A 19898-nucleotide genomic window follows, 5' to 3' on the forward strand; every position below is an offset into this window, starting at 1 on the left:
GTTCAGCTCTCCTCGGTCGCGGCGGTGGTGGCTGGCGGGTTGGGGTCGATCACCGCGCGGTCGAAGATCTCGGTGTAGACCGTCCGGAGGGCTTCGCCCGGACCGGTGACCGCCCAGCCGCGCTGGCGCTCCTGCACCACGACCCGGCCGGCGCGCAGCTCGCGCATGAGCTGATCCGGTGGTGCCCCGGCGGCCACCCACTCCAGGCGCATCGCGGCGATGCCCCCGGCCGGGGCGGGCAGGGCGGTGACCCGCCAGCCGTCACCGGGCGTGCCGGTGGTGCCCTCCTGCGCCCGGACGCCGACGTCGGAGCCGATGTCGGAGCTGGCCAGGAAGGGGTCGGGCATCCGGCGCTCGTGGCGCATCGTGAACTCGCTGGCGGCTGCGGGCTTGCCGAAGACGTTGACCCGCACTCCGGTGGTCCCGAACTTCTTCACCTTGATCTGTCGGTGCGGGGGCAGTTGGACCAGGTCGGTGGTGACCACCCGGGACACCGCGCGGCCGGGCAGTGAGTGCGGCTGGAAGCGCACCAGTCCCAGCCGCAGGAACGGCCACACCGCGAGGTCGACGTCCACGTCGATGTCGGCGAACCACAGGTCACGCTCGGCGTCGAAGTGCACCGGGTGCCCGATCACGGTGACCTGCCGGCCGCCCGCGGCCGGGTCCAGCAGGGTGACGGTGCTCGTGACCTGACCCGGTGAGTCGAAGTCGCCGGCGACGAAGTGCTGCTGGTCGCCGAGGCCGATCTCCTCGATCGGGTCGCTGCCCCAGCGGGTGACCAGGCCGGACAGTGCCCGACCCTCCTCGACGTCCCCGTCGGCCGCGCCGGCGAAGAGCACCACGCCGAGCATCTCGCCCTCACCGGTGCGGTTCCAGCGGCGGTTGAGCCACACCCGCACGCCCATCGTCTCCCGGGTACTGGTCCACTCGCCGAACTCCATGCCCCTGGTGAAGCGGAACGACGGCACCACCGAGTGCACGTCCGGTGGTGGTGGCACGGCCCGGTTGGGCACGTGCACCAACATCTCGGTGCCCTCGCGCAGTTGGCTCTGATCACCGTCCGGCACCGCCGGGAAGTACTCCCGGAACCGGGTGGATCCGACCGGTCGGTAGGTGACCGCCCGGTGCCGGGTGTCGCCGAAGAACTGTGACGCGGTCAGCGCCGCCGGTCCACCGGCGAGCTCCAGGTCGACAGGGGCGAGCGTGGCGGTACGCGGCTGCGGCTCGACGCTGCCGGTGCCGGCGTCCACCGCTTCGAGCCAGGACGCCACCAGGTGCACCCGGCCGGTGGTCGGTCGGTGCGCCTGCACCTGCGCGGTGACGGTGACCTGCCCGGTCACGCCGGTCGCGGTGACCGTGGGCGGTCCGACCAGAGCCGGCGCCACCAGTGGTTTCTGCACCGCGTGCACCACGGTGACCGGTTGCCGGGAGGACAGACCCAGAACCTGACCGTCCAGGACGTCCTGCGGGTCGGCGGCACCGACGGCGAGGTGATCCAGCCGGTCGGGGTGCAGCGTGCTGGACAGCTCGAAGGTCTGCTCCACGCCGGGAGGGACCTCGACGGTCAGCACCGATCGGCCACCGGACTGCTTCACCGAGACCTGCACCGGGCTGGCGCCGCCCGCCATCGGACGGACCACCAGCTTCGCCGGCGGCAGATCCGGCCAGCTGCCCCCGTACCCCGTGCTCACCACGGGCGACGCACCCGGCACGCCGCCGATGGCCACGCCCGCGACGGCCGGGTCCGGCAGGTAGGGCAGAAGGGCGGCCGGCGCGTCGATCACCACGTAGGCGCCGTTGGGCAGCGCCCGACCGCGCGGCACCGGCAGGGTGCCCTTGACCTGCCTGGTCGGGTCGCTGGTGACCAGCTGCAGGCCCGGTTGGGGCACCATCGCACCGCTCGGGCCGGGCACCATCGGGTCGAGGAACGAACCCTCCTCCCGACGGGCGATGGCGAACATCCGCTCGCGGACCGCCGGGGCGGCCTGCGGTCCGAAGGCCGCGTCGAACATGCCGTGCCGCTCGGCCAGCATCTGCGGGCCGTCCGGTGCGGCGACGTGCCGCTCGCAGGTGCCCAGCAGGGTGCCCTGGCCGTCGCTGCGCACCACCAGCCGCAGCAGCGACTCGCCCTCGGTGAAGCGCCTGGTCGGCACCAGAGTGGGTGAGCCGGCCACCTCGTGGCGGAGGTAACGCACCGCGGGCAGCACCTGGGTGGGATCGCAGACGTCCGGGTCGATCGCGGTGCCGGCGATGTCCACCGCCCGGGCGCGGAGTTGGTAACTGCGTCCGTAGCGCAGCCGCGGTAGCGTGCCCGGCGCGGTGGTGATGTCCGCGCGCAGCGGATAGCCGGGCGCGAGGACGCTGTCGATCTCCTCCACCTCCGGGCTGTTGCGGCCGTCGCCGCCCACCTTCGGCCCCGGTTTGCCGACTGACAGGCCCCAGCCGTCCCACCCGGCGATCTCCTCGCCGACGATGAGCCGGGCCGCGCCGAACTCGTCGTCCTGCTGGGCGGCGACCACCGCTTCGGTGCGGCCCTCGTCGTCGGCGTCGACGGTCAGGGCACCCACCGTGTAGCGCACCCGGCGGCGCATGAGCGACCGGAACGCCCCGCCGTCGGTGGCCACGTCCACCCGGTAGCCGGTGGTCACGTCGTCGGCGAACAGCACCGCCGGGGCCTGCACGCCAGCCGAGGCGATCGCGTCGGTGCGGCTGGTGGCGTGGCTGACCACCGCCTCGGCGCGGGCCTGCTGGCCAAGGGTCAGACCGACGTCGCGGCGCACCGGCAGCCGGGCCGGCAGCGGCTCGCCGGAGCGCGCCGACGCGGTCGACGCCGCCGCCAGCTGACCGCTCAGGCTGGCCACGTCCACACTTGTCAGCACGTAGGTGGTGGCCGGGTTCCGCACGTTGAGCACCCCGCCGACGATCTCGGCGCGGGCGTCCGGCTCGGTGGCCATGGTGAACCGACGCGCGGACAGGTCGCTGACCACCGCGCTGAACGGCTGGGAGCGGGGCACCGGGCCGTTCAGCGGCTGACCGGCCGCGTCCACCACCCGGACGGTGCGCGCGCCGTCGAACGCCGCCATCTCGAGGTCAACGCGCAGACCCAGCGGTACGGAGAGTGCGGGGTGCGCCATCAGCAGGGTGCAGACCTGGTGGAAGTCGGCCTGGGTGACCGAGTTGACCCCGGCCAGCGGCCCACTGGCGGCCCGCCCGTCCGGGCCGGGTGCCCTGCGGGTGCCGCCGGCGCGGCGTAGCCACCGGGCGTAGGCGGCGATCGGCAGCGCCATCGCCAGATCGTCGTGGCCCTCCTGGCGCAGCCGCCGCACGGCGGTGGCCAGCGCCGTGCTCGACGTCGCCGCGGGGGCGAGCAGGGCGGCGCCGGCCTCCAGGCCCATCGCCCGCGCCACCCGGGGATCACCGTCCACGGTGGCCAGTGCGGCGATCGCCCGGCGCACGACATGGTCGGCGCTCAGCGAGTCGGTGGGGTTGGTGCCGTTGACGCTGGCGTACATCTGCTCCAGGGCCGTGGCGGTGGCGGCGAAGGCCGGCCCTGGTCGGGCGGATCCCAACGCACGGCGGCCGCCAGCCTGCGTGCGCACCCTGGTGGCCGGGCCGAAGAGCGCCGTCCACAGCGACGACGACGCCGGGTCGCCGCGCCGGATCAGCGGCTGCGGCTCACCGTCACCGGTGTCGGCCAGGAAGAGTGGCCCGAGGGCGTTGACCACCGCCGGCCAGTCCGCCAGCGGCGTACCGTCGATCGTGGTGATGCCCTTGCCGCGCGGGGCGGCGACCAGGCTGAGCTGCGCCTTGCCGTCGGCGAAGCCGGCCGGCAGGACGGTCCAGAGCACGCTGTACGTCATCGTCTACTCCTGTGCGAACGCGGCGCAGTAGGTGTCCCACGGGCGCGGTCCGGGCCGCCCGGTCGGCGCCATCAGCTGGGCGAAGGTCGGATCGGCGCTGGGGCCGGCGAAGCGGCGCTCCATCGGCACCACCACCGACTCACTGAAGAACAGCACCTTGATCTCCACGGCGATCTCGGCGTAGCCGAACAGCTCGTTGGAGTTGAGGTCGTAGTCGAGGGTGAGGGTCAGGGTGATCGAGACGCTGATGATGCTCAGGACCTCGACCTCTCCGCGGATGCGGAAGTAGCCGCCGATCCGGGCGATGTCCTTGCTGGCGTCGATGTCGAAGAGCACACCGCCCATCGCCTCCACCGACCCGCGCGCCACGAACAGGTCGACCGAGAGCGAGGCGCCGAACTCCAGGGCGCCGACCAGCTTGATCAGACCGGTGGTGGCCACGCCGATGGCGAGGTGCCCACCCCCGCCGAGCGCGGCGATGGTCAGCCGGAACGGGTTGTCCGGGGTGGAGAAGCCGAGATCGAAGGAGAGCGGGTACGGGTCGCCGGTGAAGTTCAGTTCCGCGCCGGCGGAGATGGCGATGTTCTCCAGCGCGAAGACGCCGATCGCCAGCGACGGCACCGGGAAGCTGAAGCCGGACCGCACCCCGGTCGGGGTCACGGTCAGCGCCGGCGGGTCGGAGAAGCCCTCCTGGTCGACCAACTCGGCCAGGGTGGCGATGAAGGCGAGCACCTGGCCGTAGCGCAGCGCGCCCAGCTTGATGTCGACGTCGGGCTTGCCGGCGTCCCTGCTGGTGAACCGGATGCTCCGGATCGGCACGCTGAGCAGCGGCACGGTGTCGAAGGCCGGTGTCGTGGTGGAGTGGATCTGCAACTCCACCTGCTCGACCAGACACTCGCTGGTGGACCGGGTCTCCAGCCGGGCGGTGTCCACCTCCGTGGTCTGGGTGATCCTCAGGTTGGCCCTGTTGGCGTCACCGGGGTTGTCCCGCAGCGGCCGCAACACCACGAAACCCTGGTGGAAGCGGGCCTGCGGCTTGTCGCCGAAGAGTTTGGTGTCCCAGGTCAACACCTGCGAGGCGACGCCCTCGACCAGGTCGCTGACCATCTTGTAGGCCTTGCCCAGCTCCCGGACGATGCCCTCGTCGGTGGGCAGCAGGTCCTTGATCCTGGCCAGGCCCAGCAGCTTGTCGGCGTCCTTGAGGAACGACAGGTCCACCGCCCCGGCTGCCAGGCTGCTCAGGTCCCCACCCGCCAGCGCCCCGAACTGCCGGGAGATCGCCGAGGTGCTAAGGGTGAGGGCGGCAAGCCCACCGGTGGCCTCCTGCGCCAGGCCGACCGCCGGCGATTCGCCGATCAGCTTCAGGAAGACCTGTCCCTGGGCGTTCGCCCCGTCGAAGAGCGCCTGGGTGTACGGCGCGGCGTACTGCAACACCGCCTCCTTCGCCCCCGGCGCGTAGCGGTCCAGCGCGGCGATGCGCCCGACGATCTGTTGGGCGACCGGCAGTCCGGTGACGGCGTCCAGCGCCAGGTCGACCTTGCGGGTGAGCACCGTCGTGGCCTGCTCCGGGGTGGGCACCTCCAGGTCGGCCGCCGACCGGGCCGCCGCTGGTGTGGGCTCCGGCATCGGGGCGACCGCCAGCGGCTGCCCACCGGTCTGGATGGTCCGGAAGACGTTCTCGGACACCTGCGCCCCGCCGCCGAGGGTGTTCCACAACGCGCGTGCTTGCGCGTCGGAGGCGGTGTTGGGCACGAAGAGCAGCGGCAGCGCGAACGGCACCGGGCTGCCCTCGTGGTCGTAGCCGATGAGTTGATAGGCGAACGGTGTGGTGGCGTCCAGTTGCAGCACCCGTGAGCCGGTCATCCCACCGGGCGGCTGGACGGCCTCCAGCGGCGGGGTCACCGTGGTGACGACGTCGACGCGGGTGAATGGCCAGCGCCGGTGAGCGTCGCCTCCCACGCTGGTCACCGCCGTGGCGGGCGGCACGAACGGCATCTGCGGATCGGTGACCAGGATGGTCGCCGCGGTGCGCAGCGCGGCAACCCGGGTGTTGCCGCTCTCGAAGCGCCGAACCGTCTCCTCGGTGAAGATCGCCCGGTGGCCGAACGGGTAGAGCTGGCCCACCACGACGATCCGTTGCGCCTGGTCGCGGCCCATCGACGTGTCGTGGCGCCACTGCGCGACAGTGGCGGCGATCTGCTCGGGCGTGGAGCCCGGCGGCGGGTCGGGCCAGTCACCCCGCACGCTGAGCCAGCCGCCGAGGCTGCTCAGTGCGAGCCGCCGCACGGTGGCCGGCGCGACGGTGCGCGACTGCTCGGAGATCTCGACGCACAGGTCGGCCCGGAGGGTGTTCTTGAGCCGCGCGTCGTTGACGTCGTCGGCCCACCCCGGCTGCGGTGCACCGCTCTGCGGGGTGTGGGTAAAACGCGCCGCCAGTGGCACTTCGGCGCTGGCCGAGAAGTCCACCGAGGTGACCTCCAGCCGGGTGCTCCACAGGGCGGTGCGGCCGGCGTTCACCCGGGCCGCGGCGGCGTGGCGCAGCCGGACGTGGCCACCGGGAGACTGAAGGTTGAGCAGGTAGGGCAGGCGGAACTGCGACGCCTGCGGAAAGCCCGGCGGCGGGGCGGCCACCACCGCGGCGTCGACTGCGCGGGCGCTGGACGTACCGCTGGATCGTGGTGGGCCGACGGCGGCCCGGCGGGCCGCGCGGTCCTGGCGCCGGTCCTCCGCCGCGGCCGGGTCTCCGGGCCGGCCGAGGTGCCTGGCCATCGTGTCCGCGACCAGGTGGTACGCCGAGGTGGCCGGCCGGGGTGGCCGAGCGTCGAGCGGATCGACCGCGCCGCCCTGTTCACCGGGGACGATCTCCAGCCGAGAGATCGCGGCCAGGATACCGGCGACGGACAGGTCGATCGGGCCGTCCGACGGGCGCACCACGAGCACCACGTCGCTGGGTGGCGTGAAGATCGGCTTGGTCTGCACCAGCCGCGGGCTGGCGCCCCGGGCGGCGTTCTCCAGGAGTTGCTGCGGGGGGAACCGCACCCACAGGTGCCCCTGGGCGGCGCCGGCGACCAGCTTCAGGTCGTAGCCGGTCGGTGGGCCGGGGCGAAGCTGCGGCTGCAGGTTGCTGACCGACACCTGCAACACGAGCTGGTCCTCGGCCCGGGTGAGGGCGAACGACGGCGTAAAGGCCATACGCCCACCCTGGTCTCCGCCGCCCGTGGTGACATCGGTAGCCGCTGCCCATACTGTGCCGGCCCGCTACCTACGTTGCGCGCACCGCCGCCACCGACGTCGTCGTCGTCGACGCAACGGCCGAGGACGTGACTAGTGGATGATTCCGATCAGGCCGGTCAGGTCCGTCAGCTCGTATTCGACGGTCCTGTCGTCCGGCAGGGCGTGCCCGCGGTGGTTGATCCACGCCGCCGGGATGCCGGCCGCGTGCGCCCCGCGCACGTCGGCGCTGAGCGAGTCACCCACGTGCAGCACCTCGTCCGCACCCAGGTCCAGGGCCGCGAGCGCGCGGGCGAACATGGCACGGTCCGGCTTGTAGGCGCGGACGTCCTCACTGGTCACCACGGCGGCGAAGGTCAGGCCGTGGTGCGCCGTTGCCGCGTCCAGGTCGGCGCGGTCGACGTCGGACACCACGCAGATGGGCACCGTGGCCCGGGCGAGGAACTCCCGGGTGCCTGGACGCAGCGGCGGCGACTGCCAGTACGTGAACTGCGCCCGGCACAGTTCGGCCGGGTCACCGGCGCAGCCCACCTCAGTCAACACCGTGGCCAGGCTGCGCATCGCGCAGTCTCGAAGCGTCCGGAACTGCGGGCCGGCGGCGACCGCCTCGTACTGCCGCGCCCAGGCATCCAGGACGTCGCCTCCGGAGACGGATGTCGAGGCACCAGCGGCTACCTGGTCAGCTATCGCCTGCATGATCGCGTCGTCGTCTTCGACCACCGTGCCGTAGAAGTCCAGCAGCAGTCCCTTGATCACGTTCGCAGCGTAGTCGTCGCAGCCGCAGGGGGTCGGCGAGGTCAGTGGCTGCTGGTGGCGAGCCGGATCCCGAACCCGGTGATCACCGTCCCGGTGACGCGGTCCAACAACCGGCGAGCCGTGGGACGTCGCAACACCGTGCGCAGCCGACGGGCCAGGACGACCAGCACCGCCGACCAGGCGGTACCCAGAAGGATGTGCACGCAGGTCAGGAACACACCGAAGGCGAACGGGGAGGCGCCGGAGGGGATGAACTGCGGTAGGAGCGCGACGTAGAACACGCCCATCTTCGGGTTCAGCAGGTTGGTCAGTGCGCCGCGACGCCACCCCGGCAAGAAGTCGTTGCCGGCCGTCGCGGGTCCGTCGATCGGTAAGTGCGATGTGTCGGGGCCACGGTGACGGCTGGCCCACAGCATGCTCAGCCCCATCCAGATCAGATAGCAGGCGCCAGCCCATCGCAGCACCTCGTACGCCAGGTGCGAAGCCGTCAGCAGCGCGGTGACGCCGGCGGAGGTGAGCGCACCCCAGGCCAGGGTTCCCGTTTGGATGCCGAGAACGACTCCCCAGGCACGGCGGGTTTCTCCGAGGGCCGCGGTGCGCAGGATGAGGGCGGTGTCCATCCCGGGAGTCATGGTGAGCAGGCCGACGACGAGGACGAAGGACCACAGAGCGCTGAGGGCTGTCACGATGATCAACCTATCGTGGGCGGCTGCCGCGGTCGGGGTCGCGTGCGCCGGAAATGCGCCGTGGTTGCTCGTCGATATCCACGACAGCGACAGCGCAACGCTCACCTACCGTCCGGCTGGTCCAGGTACCGGCGTCGCCTACCTCGGCTACACCCCGCGCACGTACTTTGAGAACCCGGACGCCTCGGCTCCCACCGACGCCGTGCGGGAAGCTGCCGGCCTGAGTGCCTGGTGGGCGCTGACGACTGCGGACCGGATGACCGGATAATGTCCCGCGTGCCCCACATCGATCTGCTACGAGCCGGGGTGACCATGCCGTGCCGTGACTCGGCGGCGCGTGCCACGTGGCTGGCCTCGGTGCACGAGAGCATCAGAGGAGCCGGTGGCGCGGTCACCACCTCGGTCGAGGAACCAACAGTCGGCCGAAACTGCTACCGGATCGGTGTGCGACTCGGTGACCTGCTGTTCAACTGGTTCGACTGACCGTTGACCTCCGCAGCCCGCCTGGCCACGATCATTCGTACCGCCATCGCGTACGCGAGAGGCCGCACCGGATCACCCACCCGTCAGCCCGGCATGCGACGCTCAAGCCCCGTGACCAACGGGCCACGCCGCGTGGCCCCGGACGCTAGCGTCAAAGCCCGCACAATTCCTGGCAGGACAGCGCGACAACGCCACCCACACCCCTTGTGCCCGGAGGAACGCAGACAATGGACCACGCAGCTCAACTCATCCAGGAGCGGAGTGCCCCGCCGGCCACGCTGGTGATCTTCGGTGCCTCCGGTGACCTGACCCGGCGCAAGCTGCTGCCCGCAATCGAGAGCCTGGCTCGGCACGAGCGGCTCCCGGACCAGTTCGCGCTGGTCGGCGTCGCGCGCACGTCGCTGACCGACGAACAGTTCGCCGCGAGCGTCCTCGGCGAACGCACCCTGGCCAGCAAGCGCCAACTCCAGGGCGGCGTACGATACGTCGCCGGCGGCTACGACGACCCGGAGACCTACAAGCGGCTCGTGGAGACCCTCGACGAGCTGGACGCGCAGCGGGGCACGTCCGGCAACCGGCTCTTCTACCTGTCCACCCCGGCCGGGGCCTTCGAGCCGGTGATCAACGGACTGGCCGGTGTCGGGCTCAACCAGCCACGCGAGGGCTCGTTCTCCCGCCTGGTCATCGAGAAGCCGTACGGGCGCGACCTGGTCACGGCCCGCGAACTCGACGGCGTCGTGCACAGCGCGTTCGACGAGCACCAGGTCTTTCGTATCGATCACTACCTGGGCAAGGACACCGTCCAGAACGTGCTGGCGCTGCGCTTCGCGAACTCGATCTTCCAGCCCATCTGGGATCGCTCCTGGGTCGACCACGTGCAGATCACCGTCGCCGAGACCCTCGGCGTCGGCAGCCGCGGCGGCTTCTACGAGGACGCCGGCGCGATGCGGGACATCGTGCAGAACCACGTGCTCCAGGTTCTCGCACTGGCACTGATGGAGCCGCCGGCCTCCTTCGAGGCTGAGGGCCTGCGCAACGAGAAGGTCAAGCTGCTGCAGGCGATCCGGCTCCCCACCGACCGGGACATCGCCGAGGCCGCGGTCCGGGGCCAGTACACCCGGGGCGGCACCCGCGAGGAGCTGATGGCCGGCTACCGCGAGGAGTCCGGCGTCGACCCCCTGTCGCGGACCGAGACGTACGCCGCGATGCGGCTCAACGTGGACAACTGGCGCTGGGCCGGGGTGCCGTTCTACGTCCGCACCGGCAAGCGCCTGCCGGCCCGGCTCACCGAGGTGGCACTGCAGTTCCAGCGGCCGCCGCACCTGCCGATCCCGACCGACCAGCTCACCGGCCTCGATGCTGACGCGCTGATTCTGCGGATCCAGCCGAACGAAGGCATCTCGCTGCGCTTCGGTGCCAAAGTGCCGGGCCACTCCTTCCGGGTCCGCACCGCCACGATGGAATTCTCCTACGACCAGACGTTCGTCGAGGAGTCCCCGGAGGCGTACGAGCGCCTGCTCCTGGACGCGCTGATCGGTGACGCGTCGCTGTTCATCCGCAGCGACGAGGTGCAGCAGTGCTGGCGGATCGTCGACCCGATCATCGACAACTGGGAGAAGGACAAATCGCCGATCCCCACCTACGAGGCCGCCTCCTGGGGCCCGACCGACGCCGACCGGCTCATCGGCCGGCACGGCCGCAAGTGGCGCAACTCCGCGTGACCCGACGGCACCGCAGGGGTCAGCCTGCGCCTCGGCCAACCCCGACCGCATCGCCCGCACCGTACGTGCGGTCAGTTGCGGGAACTGCTGTCACCGTGACCGCTACCCACGACTGGCGCTACTGCGGCTGGGTCGACGGTTGCTCGCCGCGTCGGGCGGACCGGACCGGGGCGGTGCGGGGTCGGCCGACCCGAAAGACCGCGAGCGGAAGGCCGGCGACCCGCTCGGCGAGCCGACCGGCGGTCGCGGGGCAGTCGATGAGCTGGCTGAGCGGATGGACCGCCAGCCCGTGCCGGGCGAGAGTCAGCCACGTCCGCAGCAGGCGTCGGCCGGCGCTGATCCGGTCGTCGTCGGCGGCGGCGAGGAGGACCAGGACGCTGCCGTCGTAGCGCAACAGGCCGCGACCGCTGGCGGCCAGCAGCGCCGGCAGGCCCAGTCGGCGGGTGACCGGGTACGCGCGCAGCGCGGCGGACAGGACGCGCGCCTCGGTCCGGGACAGGTTGAGCGCTCGGTCGGTGAGTCCGTCGAGGTGGTATCGAGGGTGGCGTGGGCTCAGGCGCAGCCAGTCCCGCAGCTCGACCGCGACGGCAGGTGTGCCGAACATCCACCGGTCGGCGACGGCCAGGTCCGCTACGAGATCCCGGGTCGGGACGTGTGCGATCCCCGGTTCGAGGTCGGCGAGGACGGCGTCGTCGACGTACCCGGGTGTGTAGGGGCCGCGGGCGACCCGGCGGGCCTCGATGTCGGCGATCGTGAACGGAGTCGCGTACCGGTGGGCCGCGGGGACCAGTCGTGGACCGGGCGCCACGGTGACGGCGAGGCCGAGTTCGGCGGAGACGATGAGGCAGGTCTCGACGAACGCGCCGATGCCGAGGGTCAGGTCCCGCCCGGTCGGGTCGGAGTCGGGCAGGCGGCAGGCGGGATCGACGTCGATGGTGATCTTGTCGGTGTGGTACTCCGGTCGCCACGGCTGCGTGTTGTGTGCGCTCGGTGCCCGGCGGCAGATCGCCTCGGTGGCCCGCAGCTGCTCGACCCAGTTCACACGGTTCCTCGCTCGTAGAAGGTGTACCCGTGCAGTGGCCGCCCACCCGCGCGCCGGTACTGGGCGGCCGAGGCGACGTTCGTCCGCTCGACGAAGGTGCTGCGCAGCGTCCGGTAGCCGTTGCGGGCGAGGTTGCGGTGCAACTCCCGGGACAGCAGCGTCAGGTACCCGTTGCCCTGCTCGTCGGGCACGGTGCCCTTGATGATGAGGACCGCGTCCCGCCGGTACCGGCCGCGGGTGGCGAGGAGCCGGAGCTGATTGCGGACGCCGAGCCGACCGCCGACGCACATGAGGTATTCGGAGATGTCCGGCACGGTGACGACGAACGCGACGGGTCGGCCGGCCTTCTCCAGCCAGAGCAGCAGCGCCTCGTCGAGCAGGAACGCCAGGCCGTCGGTCTGCTCCGCCAGTTGCTCGGCGGAGATGTCGGTGTAGTAGCCCAACTGCGCGAAGCTCGCGTTGAGCATCCGGCGCAGGATCGGCAGCTGGCGGCGCAGGTGCCACCTGGAGCCGTGCCGGATGACGAGCTGTTCGGCGGTCATCCGGGCGTCGTCGAAGGCGAATCCATGGTCGGCGTCGACGGCCAGCGCCGCACCCGTGGCCGTACCGTCGAGGTCGACGAGCCAGGTGTCGGCCTCGAAGCGACGGTGGAAGGCGTGCCGCTCGTACATGTCCGGGTAGTAGGCGGGGTTCCACGCCGAGTCCACGAAGCCACGGTCGGCGAAGCCTGAGGTGATCACCCCGCCGGTCTGGTTGGGCAGCAGGGCCACCGGCCCGAACAGGGGTCGACCGCCGGCTCGGGTCTCCACCGCGTCCATGATGGCGGCGAAGACGGCGTCGTCGTCGACGAACTCGGTGTGCCCGAACAGCTGCCGCGGGCCGACCTTGGCGTCGAAGGGGGCACTGCGGTGCATGCTGGTGCGGCCCACGACCTCGCCGCGTCGGTCGCGGACCACGAACAGCTCGGCCGCGCCGCGGTGGGCCGCGATGACCGATGACACCAGGGGTACGTACCGGTCGGCCGGGTGGAGTCGGAGCGGAAAGTCGACGAATGCCCGCAGGTCGGCCCGCGACTGCACGGGTTCCAGCCTCATGCGCGGTGCACCGGCGGGCCGGACGTCTCACGTGAGAGCGGGGTGAAGGTCGGTATGTGCGCCATGCCGTCGGACTCGGCGCGCCAGATGCCGTTGCTGTAGCCCTCGGGCTCGGCGTTGTAGAGGCGGATGTAGCCGCCTGTCGCGTTCGTCGTGCCGTGATCGGTCACCCAGCACATGAGGTCCCGGTGGTGGCGGCTGCGGGCGAACGTCAGGAGCGCGTCACGGTCGCTGAAGAAGGCGATGGTGCCGAGTGTGAACGGGAACTGGTAATAGACGGTGTGCCACCGGTACCCGTCCATTCGTCTCATCTGCCGGACCATCCGGAACCAGGTCCGGGTGAGCGTGAGGATCGAACGCGGCCCCCGGTAACGGGTGGCGCCGACGAACATGGCTGTCGCCTGGCCCACCGCGGGCGCGGCGGAGAAGTCGGTCGTCCTCATGCCGGCACGCCCTTCACCAGGTAGACGTTCTTGATTGTGGATGCGGCGTCGGCGAACGGGCCGGTGCCGTACTCGTGGACCTCCACCCGCAGGTCCGCCGCGGACGGGTCCTCGGCGAGGGATTCGGCGAAGTCCCGGCTGACCTCGGCGAGGTGGCGCAGCACTCCCGCGCGGCAGGTGTCGGTGAGGGTTCGCCGCTGCACCGGGTCGAGCGTCCGGCCCTCGCGGAGTTGCAGGTTGACGACCGGCCGGCTCTCCAGGTCGGCCTGCTCGGTCAGCGCGAGGCAGAAGCTCTGCAGCAGGTGGGCCTGGGGATTGCCGGCGTAGAGGCCGTACTCGACGTCCTGCGGGTAGATGTTGGCGCCCATGTACGAGATCGTGCTGTCCTTGCGGCCGTACAGGAACAGCAGTGGTAGGCGCATCCGGTCGACCTGCCAGGCACGGTCCGCGGCGGCCCGCGCCGCGGGGTCGGTGATCGCGGCCAGGACATCCGGGTACGAGATCAGCCGGCCCTCGTCGCCGATGTTGTAGCGGACCCGGGGATTGAGCACCGCCGTCGAGTTGATCGTGCAGAGCACCTCGTGGTCCGCTGTGGTCTCCAGGTAGGTCTCCAGCGGGTTGTACTGGAAGACCATCGGCAGCCGGTGCTCGCCGGCGCCGAGCAGGGCGGTCCGCAGTGCGGCGTCGGTACGCAGCTGTCGGCGCACCCAGACGCTGAAGTCGCTCTCCCCGGCCATGCCGATGGTGAGGTCGCTGGCCCCGTAGCCGGAGCGCACCTTGACGAAGCGCTCCTCCAGGTAGTCGCGCAGTGCCTCGGTCATCCCCTCACCGCCGACCAGTCCGCTGATGCGGTAGTCGGCCCAGGGGAACTCATCGGCGTCGAGCTTGTCGCGGAGGTGCTTGAGAAACGGTGGGTAGGCGGTGACGATGTAGTCGAAGCCGGGGCCGAAGTGCGACAGGGTGTCGGCGATCTTCCGCAGGTCGGGTCCCGTGTTCTTGACCATGGCGATCTTCGACATGGCGATGCCGGTGTTGGTGCCGGTGGCCCAGGCGCCCATCGAGTACGCGTTGATGACGAACCGGCGCTTCGACGGGAACACCATCGTCGCGTAGCCGGCCAGGTTCTTGTGCACCGAGCGCAGCTCGCGGCGGCTGCGGATCCAGTTGAACGGCTGCCCGGACGAGCCCGACGACTCGTCGACCACGCTGCCGGCGATCTCGATCTCCCCGTGCCGACAACGCTGCGCCTCCGGGTACGCCTGCACGTACGACCGCTTGTCGGTGGGCGGGTAGGACGACAGATCGAACCAGCGGAACCGCCAGTGGTGGCGGCGAAGGAAATCGCCGTACGCGGGCACGTCGATCGCGGCGAACTGGCAGGTCATCCAGGCGTGCAGCCGGGCGAAGCGGCCCATGTAGGGCCGGTACTGACGTGCCGTGAGCCGCCACACCGCCGGGTGGATCCGGTAGAGGGTGTAGAGCCAGGTCAGGGCGAAGCTTGCGGCCCGCAGGGTCCACCGACGCAGGAATGTCACCACGCGGCAACACTATTGGTCGGTCGAGCCGGCCACCTGAGGGCGGGTACTCAGCTGGCCTGAGTATCGGGCCACGCCAAACGGCTCGGCTATCCCGGCAGTGGTGTCGATGTGCGTCAGCGGATAGCCGTCCCAGTGGTAGCGACCGCGACGCTGTTCGTCGTGACGGATATTGGACACCGGGTCGTACAGGTCTGGGTACGTGCGCCGGATGGGGTGCTGGTCGGCTGCTCGCCATCCGGCCACCGTCCTGTCGTCGTCATTCCCGGCCGATGGTGAAGTTCCTACACTTGTGAGCCAACACCACCTCTGCTACATAATGGGCAGTGCGGTGAGCGCCGCTTCAGCGACCACGGTGATCCGCCAACCCGATGGAGGCCCGTCTATGGCGTTGACCCCGGCGACTGGGGGCGGTTGCGGTGAGTCGACACCACGCTCGCCAATTCAGTCACCGAGGCCGGTCAATTCCGACGTCGAGTGGGACAGCTTCGACCCGCAGGCTTATGTCCGGCACAACTACGCGGATCTGCGGTCCGACGATCGGGAGATCCTCTGCCGCATCCGAGACTTCTTCGCCGAGGCGAAACTCTCCGACGCGCGGTGCGTCGACGTGGGGTCGGGAGCGAATCTGTACCCGGCGCTGTCGCTTCTGCCGTTCGCGAAGGCCGTCGACCTGTGTGAGTGGTCGACGGCGAACGTGGACTGGCTGCGCACCCAGGTCGACAGCTACGACGAGCTCTGGGACCCGTACTGGCGGGTGTGCGCGGAGCACCCGGCGTACGCCGCACTGGCGGACCCGCGCCGGCGCCTGGCGCAGGTGGGCCGGGTGGTGCGGGCCAGCGTCTTCACCCTGCCGAGGCACGCCTGGAGCGCCGGCACGATGTTCTTCGTGGCCTGCTCCATCTCGGCCGACCGGGCCGAGGCCGAGTACGCGATCGGTCGGTTTCTGGACGCACTGCGGCCCGGGTCGCCCTTCGCCGTGACGGTCATGCTCGGGTCGCTCGGCTACAGCGTCGGTCGGCGGATGTTCCCGGCGGTGGCGCTGCAGCGCGCCGACGTGGTGGCCAGCATCGCGGCCGGCGCGTACGACCTGGACGTCCACGAGGTGCGGCCCAAGCCGCCGCTGCGCGACGGTTATCTGAGCATGCTGCTGGCCACCGGCCGTACCCGCGGATAGCGCCGACACGCGTCCGTCGAAGCCTTTCAAGTGGCACTCGACTGGCCCGCTACCATGATGCTGTACGCCATCGTGGGCACGGCAATACCAGCGGTTTCGAGTCGACGACTACAACAGACGGCGGTGGATCATGCGGATGCAGCCGCGCCAGGAGATCCTCGACATCTGGCGGGCTACGGTTCGCAGTTGCTGGGCGAACGGTGAATGGCACTGGGGCAGCCGAAGTGGTAGCAACTCGATCAGCGACGCGGAGCAACTGCTGACCCTGTTGCTCCCCGCGGCCAAGGTCCCGGTGTTGTCACTGGACGACCCGGACCGTGCCGACGAAGAGGTGATCGACGCGCTCAGCCCGCTCGGCGGCGCGATCGAGATTCCCCGCCGCCTGCTCAGCGTGATGATCGACTATTTCCGGCGGTACACCGACGACGCCGGCACTCCGATCTTCGCCGGGGGCAGTTACCTCACCCCGCTGGAGGGCGGCCCGGAGCTCACCGACGAGCAGCGTTCCCTGGACATCGTCGACTCGTTCGCGGTGTCGGTCACCCTCACGCTGGCGACGATCGGTTTCGTCAAGGTCTACCGCGGCTCCACCCAGCGGCGCGACCTGTTGGCGCAACTGGACGAACTGGACACGATGGCGAGCGTGCGCCTCACGGCGGCGATGGTCGGCCTGCTCCGCAGCTTCAGCACCTTCGTCTTCACCTCCACCGACGAGTACGGCATTCGTCTGTGCGACATGGTCAACCAGGACGAGCTGCCGCGCCGCGAGCTGGTGGCGGCCCTGCGCGAGCAGTTGCGGGACACCATGGCGAGTCTGCGTAGCGTCATCATCGGGTCGGGTCGGGTGACCGAGGACCTGGACAACAGCGAGATGCTGTTCGAGTGCGGCTGGTCGTGGGGGCTCATCTCCGGGGCCGAGGAGGTGCCGACCACCGAGCCGATCGGCCGGCAGCGTGCGGGCACGGCGGAGAACGCGCCCTACCTCTACTTCACGGTCATCGCGATGGACGCCATCGAGGACCTGAACTCCGAACGCACCCGGCTGCTCGGGTTGCTCAACGAGGAGCAGCAGCGGCTGTCCCGAGCGCTGCAACTGCGTTGGGAGCTCACCCGGACGTACTGGGCGACGGTGGCGACCTTCGGCAACCGACGGCGGTGGCCCATCGAGGACATCCCCTGGCGGACGACCGACGGTGACCGGACCGACTACTACACCCTCCAGGCCACGTCGCTGGCGGTGAAGGGCCTGATCGCCGTCGGGCGCGGCGGTGACGAGGAGCTCGGGCGGATCGCCTCGGTGCTGGTGGAACTGGCGCAGCGGGCGCGGATCACCCGGCGGGCGTCGCCCGGCGAACCGGCGCTGTTCGTGCACGCGCCGGGCAAGCGGGTGACCCTGAACGACGACACGTCAAAGCCGATCATGACGTGGAACGTGAACGAGTTCTCCACGGTGCTGCTCCAGCGGGCGGCCACCGTCGCCGGTCTGCTGAGCAACGCCCGCCGGCGCAGTGAACTGCTCGAGCTGGCCGACGAGGTGTGGGACCACCTGCTGCTGCGACGCATCCCGGACGGCCGGCACCAGGGGCTGTGGGACCACGCCGGTGGTGCTTTTCCCGGCCTGGCGCCGAAGCCGGACGCACCCTCCTGGTATCTGACCGAGCGGGTGGTGCAGGCGCTGGTCACCTCCGGTCAGCTGCTGTGGGAGCGGCCGTTCCCCCGAGCCGGCCGGCTGGCCGGCTACGCGCAGGACCTCATCGACGAGGCCGAATACCTGTTCGACCGGGAGTTGATGCGCGGCACCTTCGACGGTGAGGCGATGCAACGCAGCATGCGCAGCATCCGAGCCAGCCTGGGCCGGGCGCAGCTGCTCGTCGACGAGCGCCCCGGCACGGCGGCCGCTCTGGTGAACACTCTCCTGTTGCTGCTCAACGACGTCGCCACCGGGCAGCAGAAGGCCAGCGAGGGGATCTGAATGCTGGTCTTCGTCACGTCACACAAGGGCGGCACCGGGCGGTCGGTGACCGCGGCGAACATCGCCTACCGCAGCGCGTTGTCCGGTCGCCCCACCTGCTACCTGGATTACGACTTCGGCTCGCCGACCGCCGGCATCACGTTCCAGATTCCGCAGGCCGTCAATGGCGTGGAGGGCGCCGGGCCCAACGGTGGCGGCCTGCACCGGTATCTGCGCGGGGAGATCCCGTCGCCGGAGCAGTTGGACGTGTGGGGCACCTCCGAACGTGCCAGCCTGCGGCAGCGGCCCATCGGGTCCGGTCCGCTGGTGCTCCTGCCGGGGCAACGCAACGGCAGCGAGTTCGGTTTCACCAACGACATCGCCAAGCGCTGCGCCGAGCTCTTCCTCCGCCTGGAGGAGGAGTTCGACCTGACCCTGGTGGACCTCAGCGCCGGCCGGTCGTACGCCAGTCAGATCGCGCTGGCCGCCACCGCGACCTCGACCCTGCGCAAGGTCGCCGTGCGCTGGTTGGTCTTCCACAGGTGGACTCCCCAGCACGTCACCGCAGCGGCGGACCTGGCCTTCGAGGCGGGTGGGATCGTGGCCATGGGCAAGGAGTACGGCCACGAGCCGGAAAAGCTACGGGAGTCGCTGCGCTTCATCCGTACGGCGGTGATCGACTCACGGGGTCCGGAGGTCGGCCACCTCGGCCTCGCCCAGCAGGCCTTCCTGCGCAAGTGTGACGTGGAGCTGTCGGAGCTGGCCCGACGACGGGGTGTCGGGCGTACGACGCTGCTCGGCATGGTGCCGCTGGATCCTCTGCTGCAGTGGCGCGAGCAGCTGATCTCCGATCACGACGTGCAAGCCAAGATTGCCAACGTCAAGACGGTGGACGCCTTCGTTGACCTGACCGAGAAGCTTTTCGACGAGACGGCATGGGACACGGCGTGATCGGCATGGATGTCAGGTTCCAGGAGGCAGCTGCGGTGCGACGTACAGAGAGCGTGGCGTACTCGCATCTGTCCGTGGAGCTGGGGCACTTCTACGCGGAGGACTTCGGCGACGGGTGTGCGGAGCTCAGGCGCAAGTTCGAGCGGATCGCGGACTGGTCGGCCGCGATCCCGGCTCTGGCCCGACGAGGGCTGCCCGCACACCGGGAGCCGCGGATCAGCACCTGCTTCATGTTGGACGACTACTTCCACCGCTTCGGCACCCCCCGCGAGGTGATCCCGCAGGTGCAGAGCGCCGCGGCAGAGAACGGCCTGATCCTGGACTACGTGGCCCGGGAGTCCAGCTTCGCCCGACACGACGGTGCCGAGCTGGCTCGGTTGGTGGTCGACACACTGGTGGTCGAACCACCTCGGCACACCACCGGGAGTCGTCCGCCGCTGATCGAGTCGGGCTGGCTGTCCAACGGTAAGCGGTCCCCCGGGCACGTCGACGCGCCGGCGATGACCCTGCCACGTCCGTGGTCTCCGCCGTTGCAGTCCGGCGATCCCCGGCACTCCATCTTCGTCGACATCGAGCTCTGGTCCGACGAGTCGGACGCCCGGGTGTGGGCCTGCGCCCTGCTCGCCTCGGTCTGGCAGATGACCCGACTCGGCGTGCTCCGGCACCAGGGCGAGACGATGACGCAGCCGTGCCGGCTCACCGGCGAGCTGCCGACGGACTGGGACGAACTGCCGGCGATCGTCCAGCTGAACCCGGCGGCCGCGCCGTTCTGCGCGTATCGCACGCTGACCCTGATGGGCACCCAGTACCTGCCGGTGGAGCTGGCCGTACGGACCATCCTCGGCCAGGTGGCGGTGCCGCCGGCGGTCGCGCAGCAGGTCGCCAAACGGGCCGGCGGCGAGGGCCTGCACCTGCCCAGCGAGCTGGTCGACCGGTTGAGCTACGTGTTCATCGGCGACTGAGCGCGC

Annotated in this window: 15 protein-coding genes; 7 read left to right on the forward strand and 8 right to left on the reverse strand. The window is 70.6% G+C overall.

Features of this window, described 5'->3' with window-relative positions; all coding sequences use genetic code 11:
- Window positions 1-2: 2 nt before the first annotated feature.
- The 4 genes from AB0A90_RS02175 to AB0A90_RS02190 form a co-directional block, all read right to left on the reverse strand.
- Entirely contained in the window at window positions 3-3860 is a 3858-nt protein-coding gene (locus tag AB0A90_RS02175) for a hypothetical protein (RefSeq protein WP_357240207.1), read from the reverse strand.
- Window positions 3861-3863: 3 nt separating this feature from the next.
- Window positions 3864-7052, reverse strand: coding sequence for a hypothetical protein (locus AB0A90_RS02180; protein ID WP_357240210.1), 3189 nt, complete (start codon window positions 7050-7052; stop codon window positions 3864-3866).
- Between the two features lie 132 nt (window positions 7053-7184).
- On the reverse strand, window positions 7185-7847 hold the full coding sequence (locus AB0A90_RS02185; RefSeq protein ID WP_357240213.1) for an HAD family hydrolase: 663 nt from the start codon (window positions 7845-7847) through the stop codon (window positions 7185-7187).
- A gap of 41 nt (window positions 7848-7888) precedes the next feature.
- Window positions 7889-8533, reverse strand: a complete 645-nt coding sequence (locus AB0A90_RS02190; protein WP_357240216.1) for a LysE family translocator — start codon at window positions 8531-8533, stop codon at window positions 7889-7891.
- Between the two features lies 1 nt (window position 8534).
- On the opposite strand from AB0A90_RS02190, the gene AB0A90_RS02195 reads away from it, so the two are divergent.
- From AB0A90_RS02195 to zwf, 3 genes are all read left to right on the forward strand, one after another.
- Entirely contained in the window at window positions 8535-8801 is a 267-nt protein-coding gene (locus AB0A90_RS02195) for a hypothetical protein (protein WP_357240219.1), read from the forward strand.
- An 8-nt stretch (window positions 8802-8809) separates the two neighbouring features.
- Window positions 8810-9016, forward strand: coding sequence for a hypothetical protein (locus tag AB0A90_RS02200; RefSeq protein WP_357240222.1), 207 nt, complete (start codon window positions 8810-8812; stop codon window positions 9014-9016).
- A gap of 227 nt (window positions 9017-9243) precedes the next feature.
- Entirely contained in the window at window positions 9244-10737 is a 1494-nt protein-coding gene (gene zwf / locus AB0A90_RS02205; RefSeq protein WP_357240225.1) for a glucose-6-phosphate dehydrogenase, read from the forward strand.
- Window positions 10738-10855: 118 nt separating this feature from the next.
- Here the strand turns inward: zwf and AB0A90_RS02210 are convergent, their stop codons facing one another.
- The 4 genes from AB0A90_RS02210 to AB0A90_RS02225 are packed head-to-tail and all read right to left on the reverse strand — an operon-like array spanning window position 10856 to window position 14854.
- Window positions 10856-11779: a hypothetical protein gene (locus AB0A90_RS02210; RefSeq protein ID WP_357240228.1), complete on the reverse strand. Its 924-nt coding sequence runs from the start codon at window positions 11777-11779 to the stop codon at window positions 10856-10858.
- Window positions 11776-12873, reverse strand: coding sequence for a hypothetical protein (locus tag AB0A90_RS02215; protein ID WP_357240231.1), 1098 nt, complete (start codon window positions 12871-12873; stop codon window positions 11776-11778). Before AB0A90_RS02215 ends, AB0A90_RS02210 begins: the two co-directional genes overlap by 4 nt.
- Window positions 12870-13316, reverse strand: a complete 447-nt coding sequence (locus AB0A90_RS02220; protein ID WP_357240234.1) for a DUF4188 domain-containing protein — start codon at window positions 13314-13316, stop codon at window positions 12870-12872. Before AB0A90_RS02220 ends, AB0A90_RS02215 begins: the two co-directional genes overlap by 4 nt.
- Entirely contained in the window at window positions 13313-14854 is a 1542-nt protein-coding gene (locus tag AB0A90_RS02225; RefSeq protein ID WP_357240237.1) for a phenylacetate--CoA ligase family protein, read from the reverse strand. Before AB0A90_RS02225 ends, AB0A90_RS02220 begins: the two co-directional genes overlap by 4 nt.
- A 382-nt stretch (window positions 14855-15236) precedes the next feature.
- On the opposite strand from AB0A90_RS02225, the gene AB0A90_RS02230 reads away from it, so the two are divergent.
- From AB0A90_RS02230 to AB0A90_RS02245, 4 genes are all read left to right on the forward strand, one after another.
- Window positions 15237-16028 carry an SCO2525 family SAM-dependent methyltransferase gene (locus AB0A90_RS02230; protein WP_357240239.1) on the forward strand — a complete coding sequence of 264 codons (792 nt, stop codon included), beginning with the start codon at window positions 15237-15239 and terminating at the stop codon, window positions 16026-16028.
- 130 nt (window positions 16029-16158) lie between these two features.
- Window positions 16159-18000, forward strand: coding sequence for an SCO2524 family protein (locus AB0A90_RS02235; protein ID WP_357240242.1), 1842 nt, complete (start codon window positions 16159-16161; stop codon window positions 17998-18000).
- On the forward strand, window positions 18001-18930 hold the full coding sequence (locus tag AB0A90_RS02240) for an SCO2523 family variant P-loop protein (protein WP_357240244.1): 930 nt from the start codon (window positions 18001-18003) through the stop codon (window positions 18928-18930). It begins immediately after the preceding gene.
- Between the two features lie 5 nt (window positions 18931-18935).
- A complete protein-coding gene (locus AB0A90_RS02245) occupies window positions 18936-19892 on the forward strand; it encodes an SCO2522 family protein (RefSeq protein ID WP_357240248.1) in 957 nt (318 codons plus the stop codon).
- Window positions 19893-19898 lie beyond the last annotated feature (6 nt).

The organism is Micromonospora sp. NPDC049204 (genome assembly GCF_040647935.1).
GTDB lineage: Bacteria > Actinomycetota > Actinomycetes > Mycobacteriales > Micromonosporaceae > Micromonospora.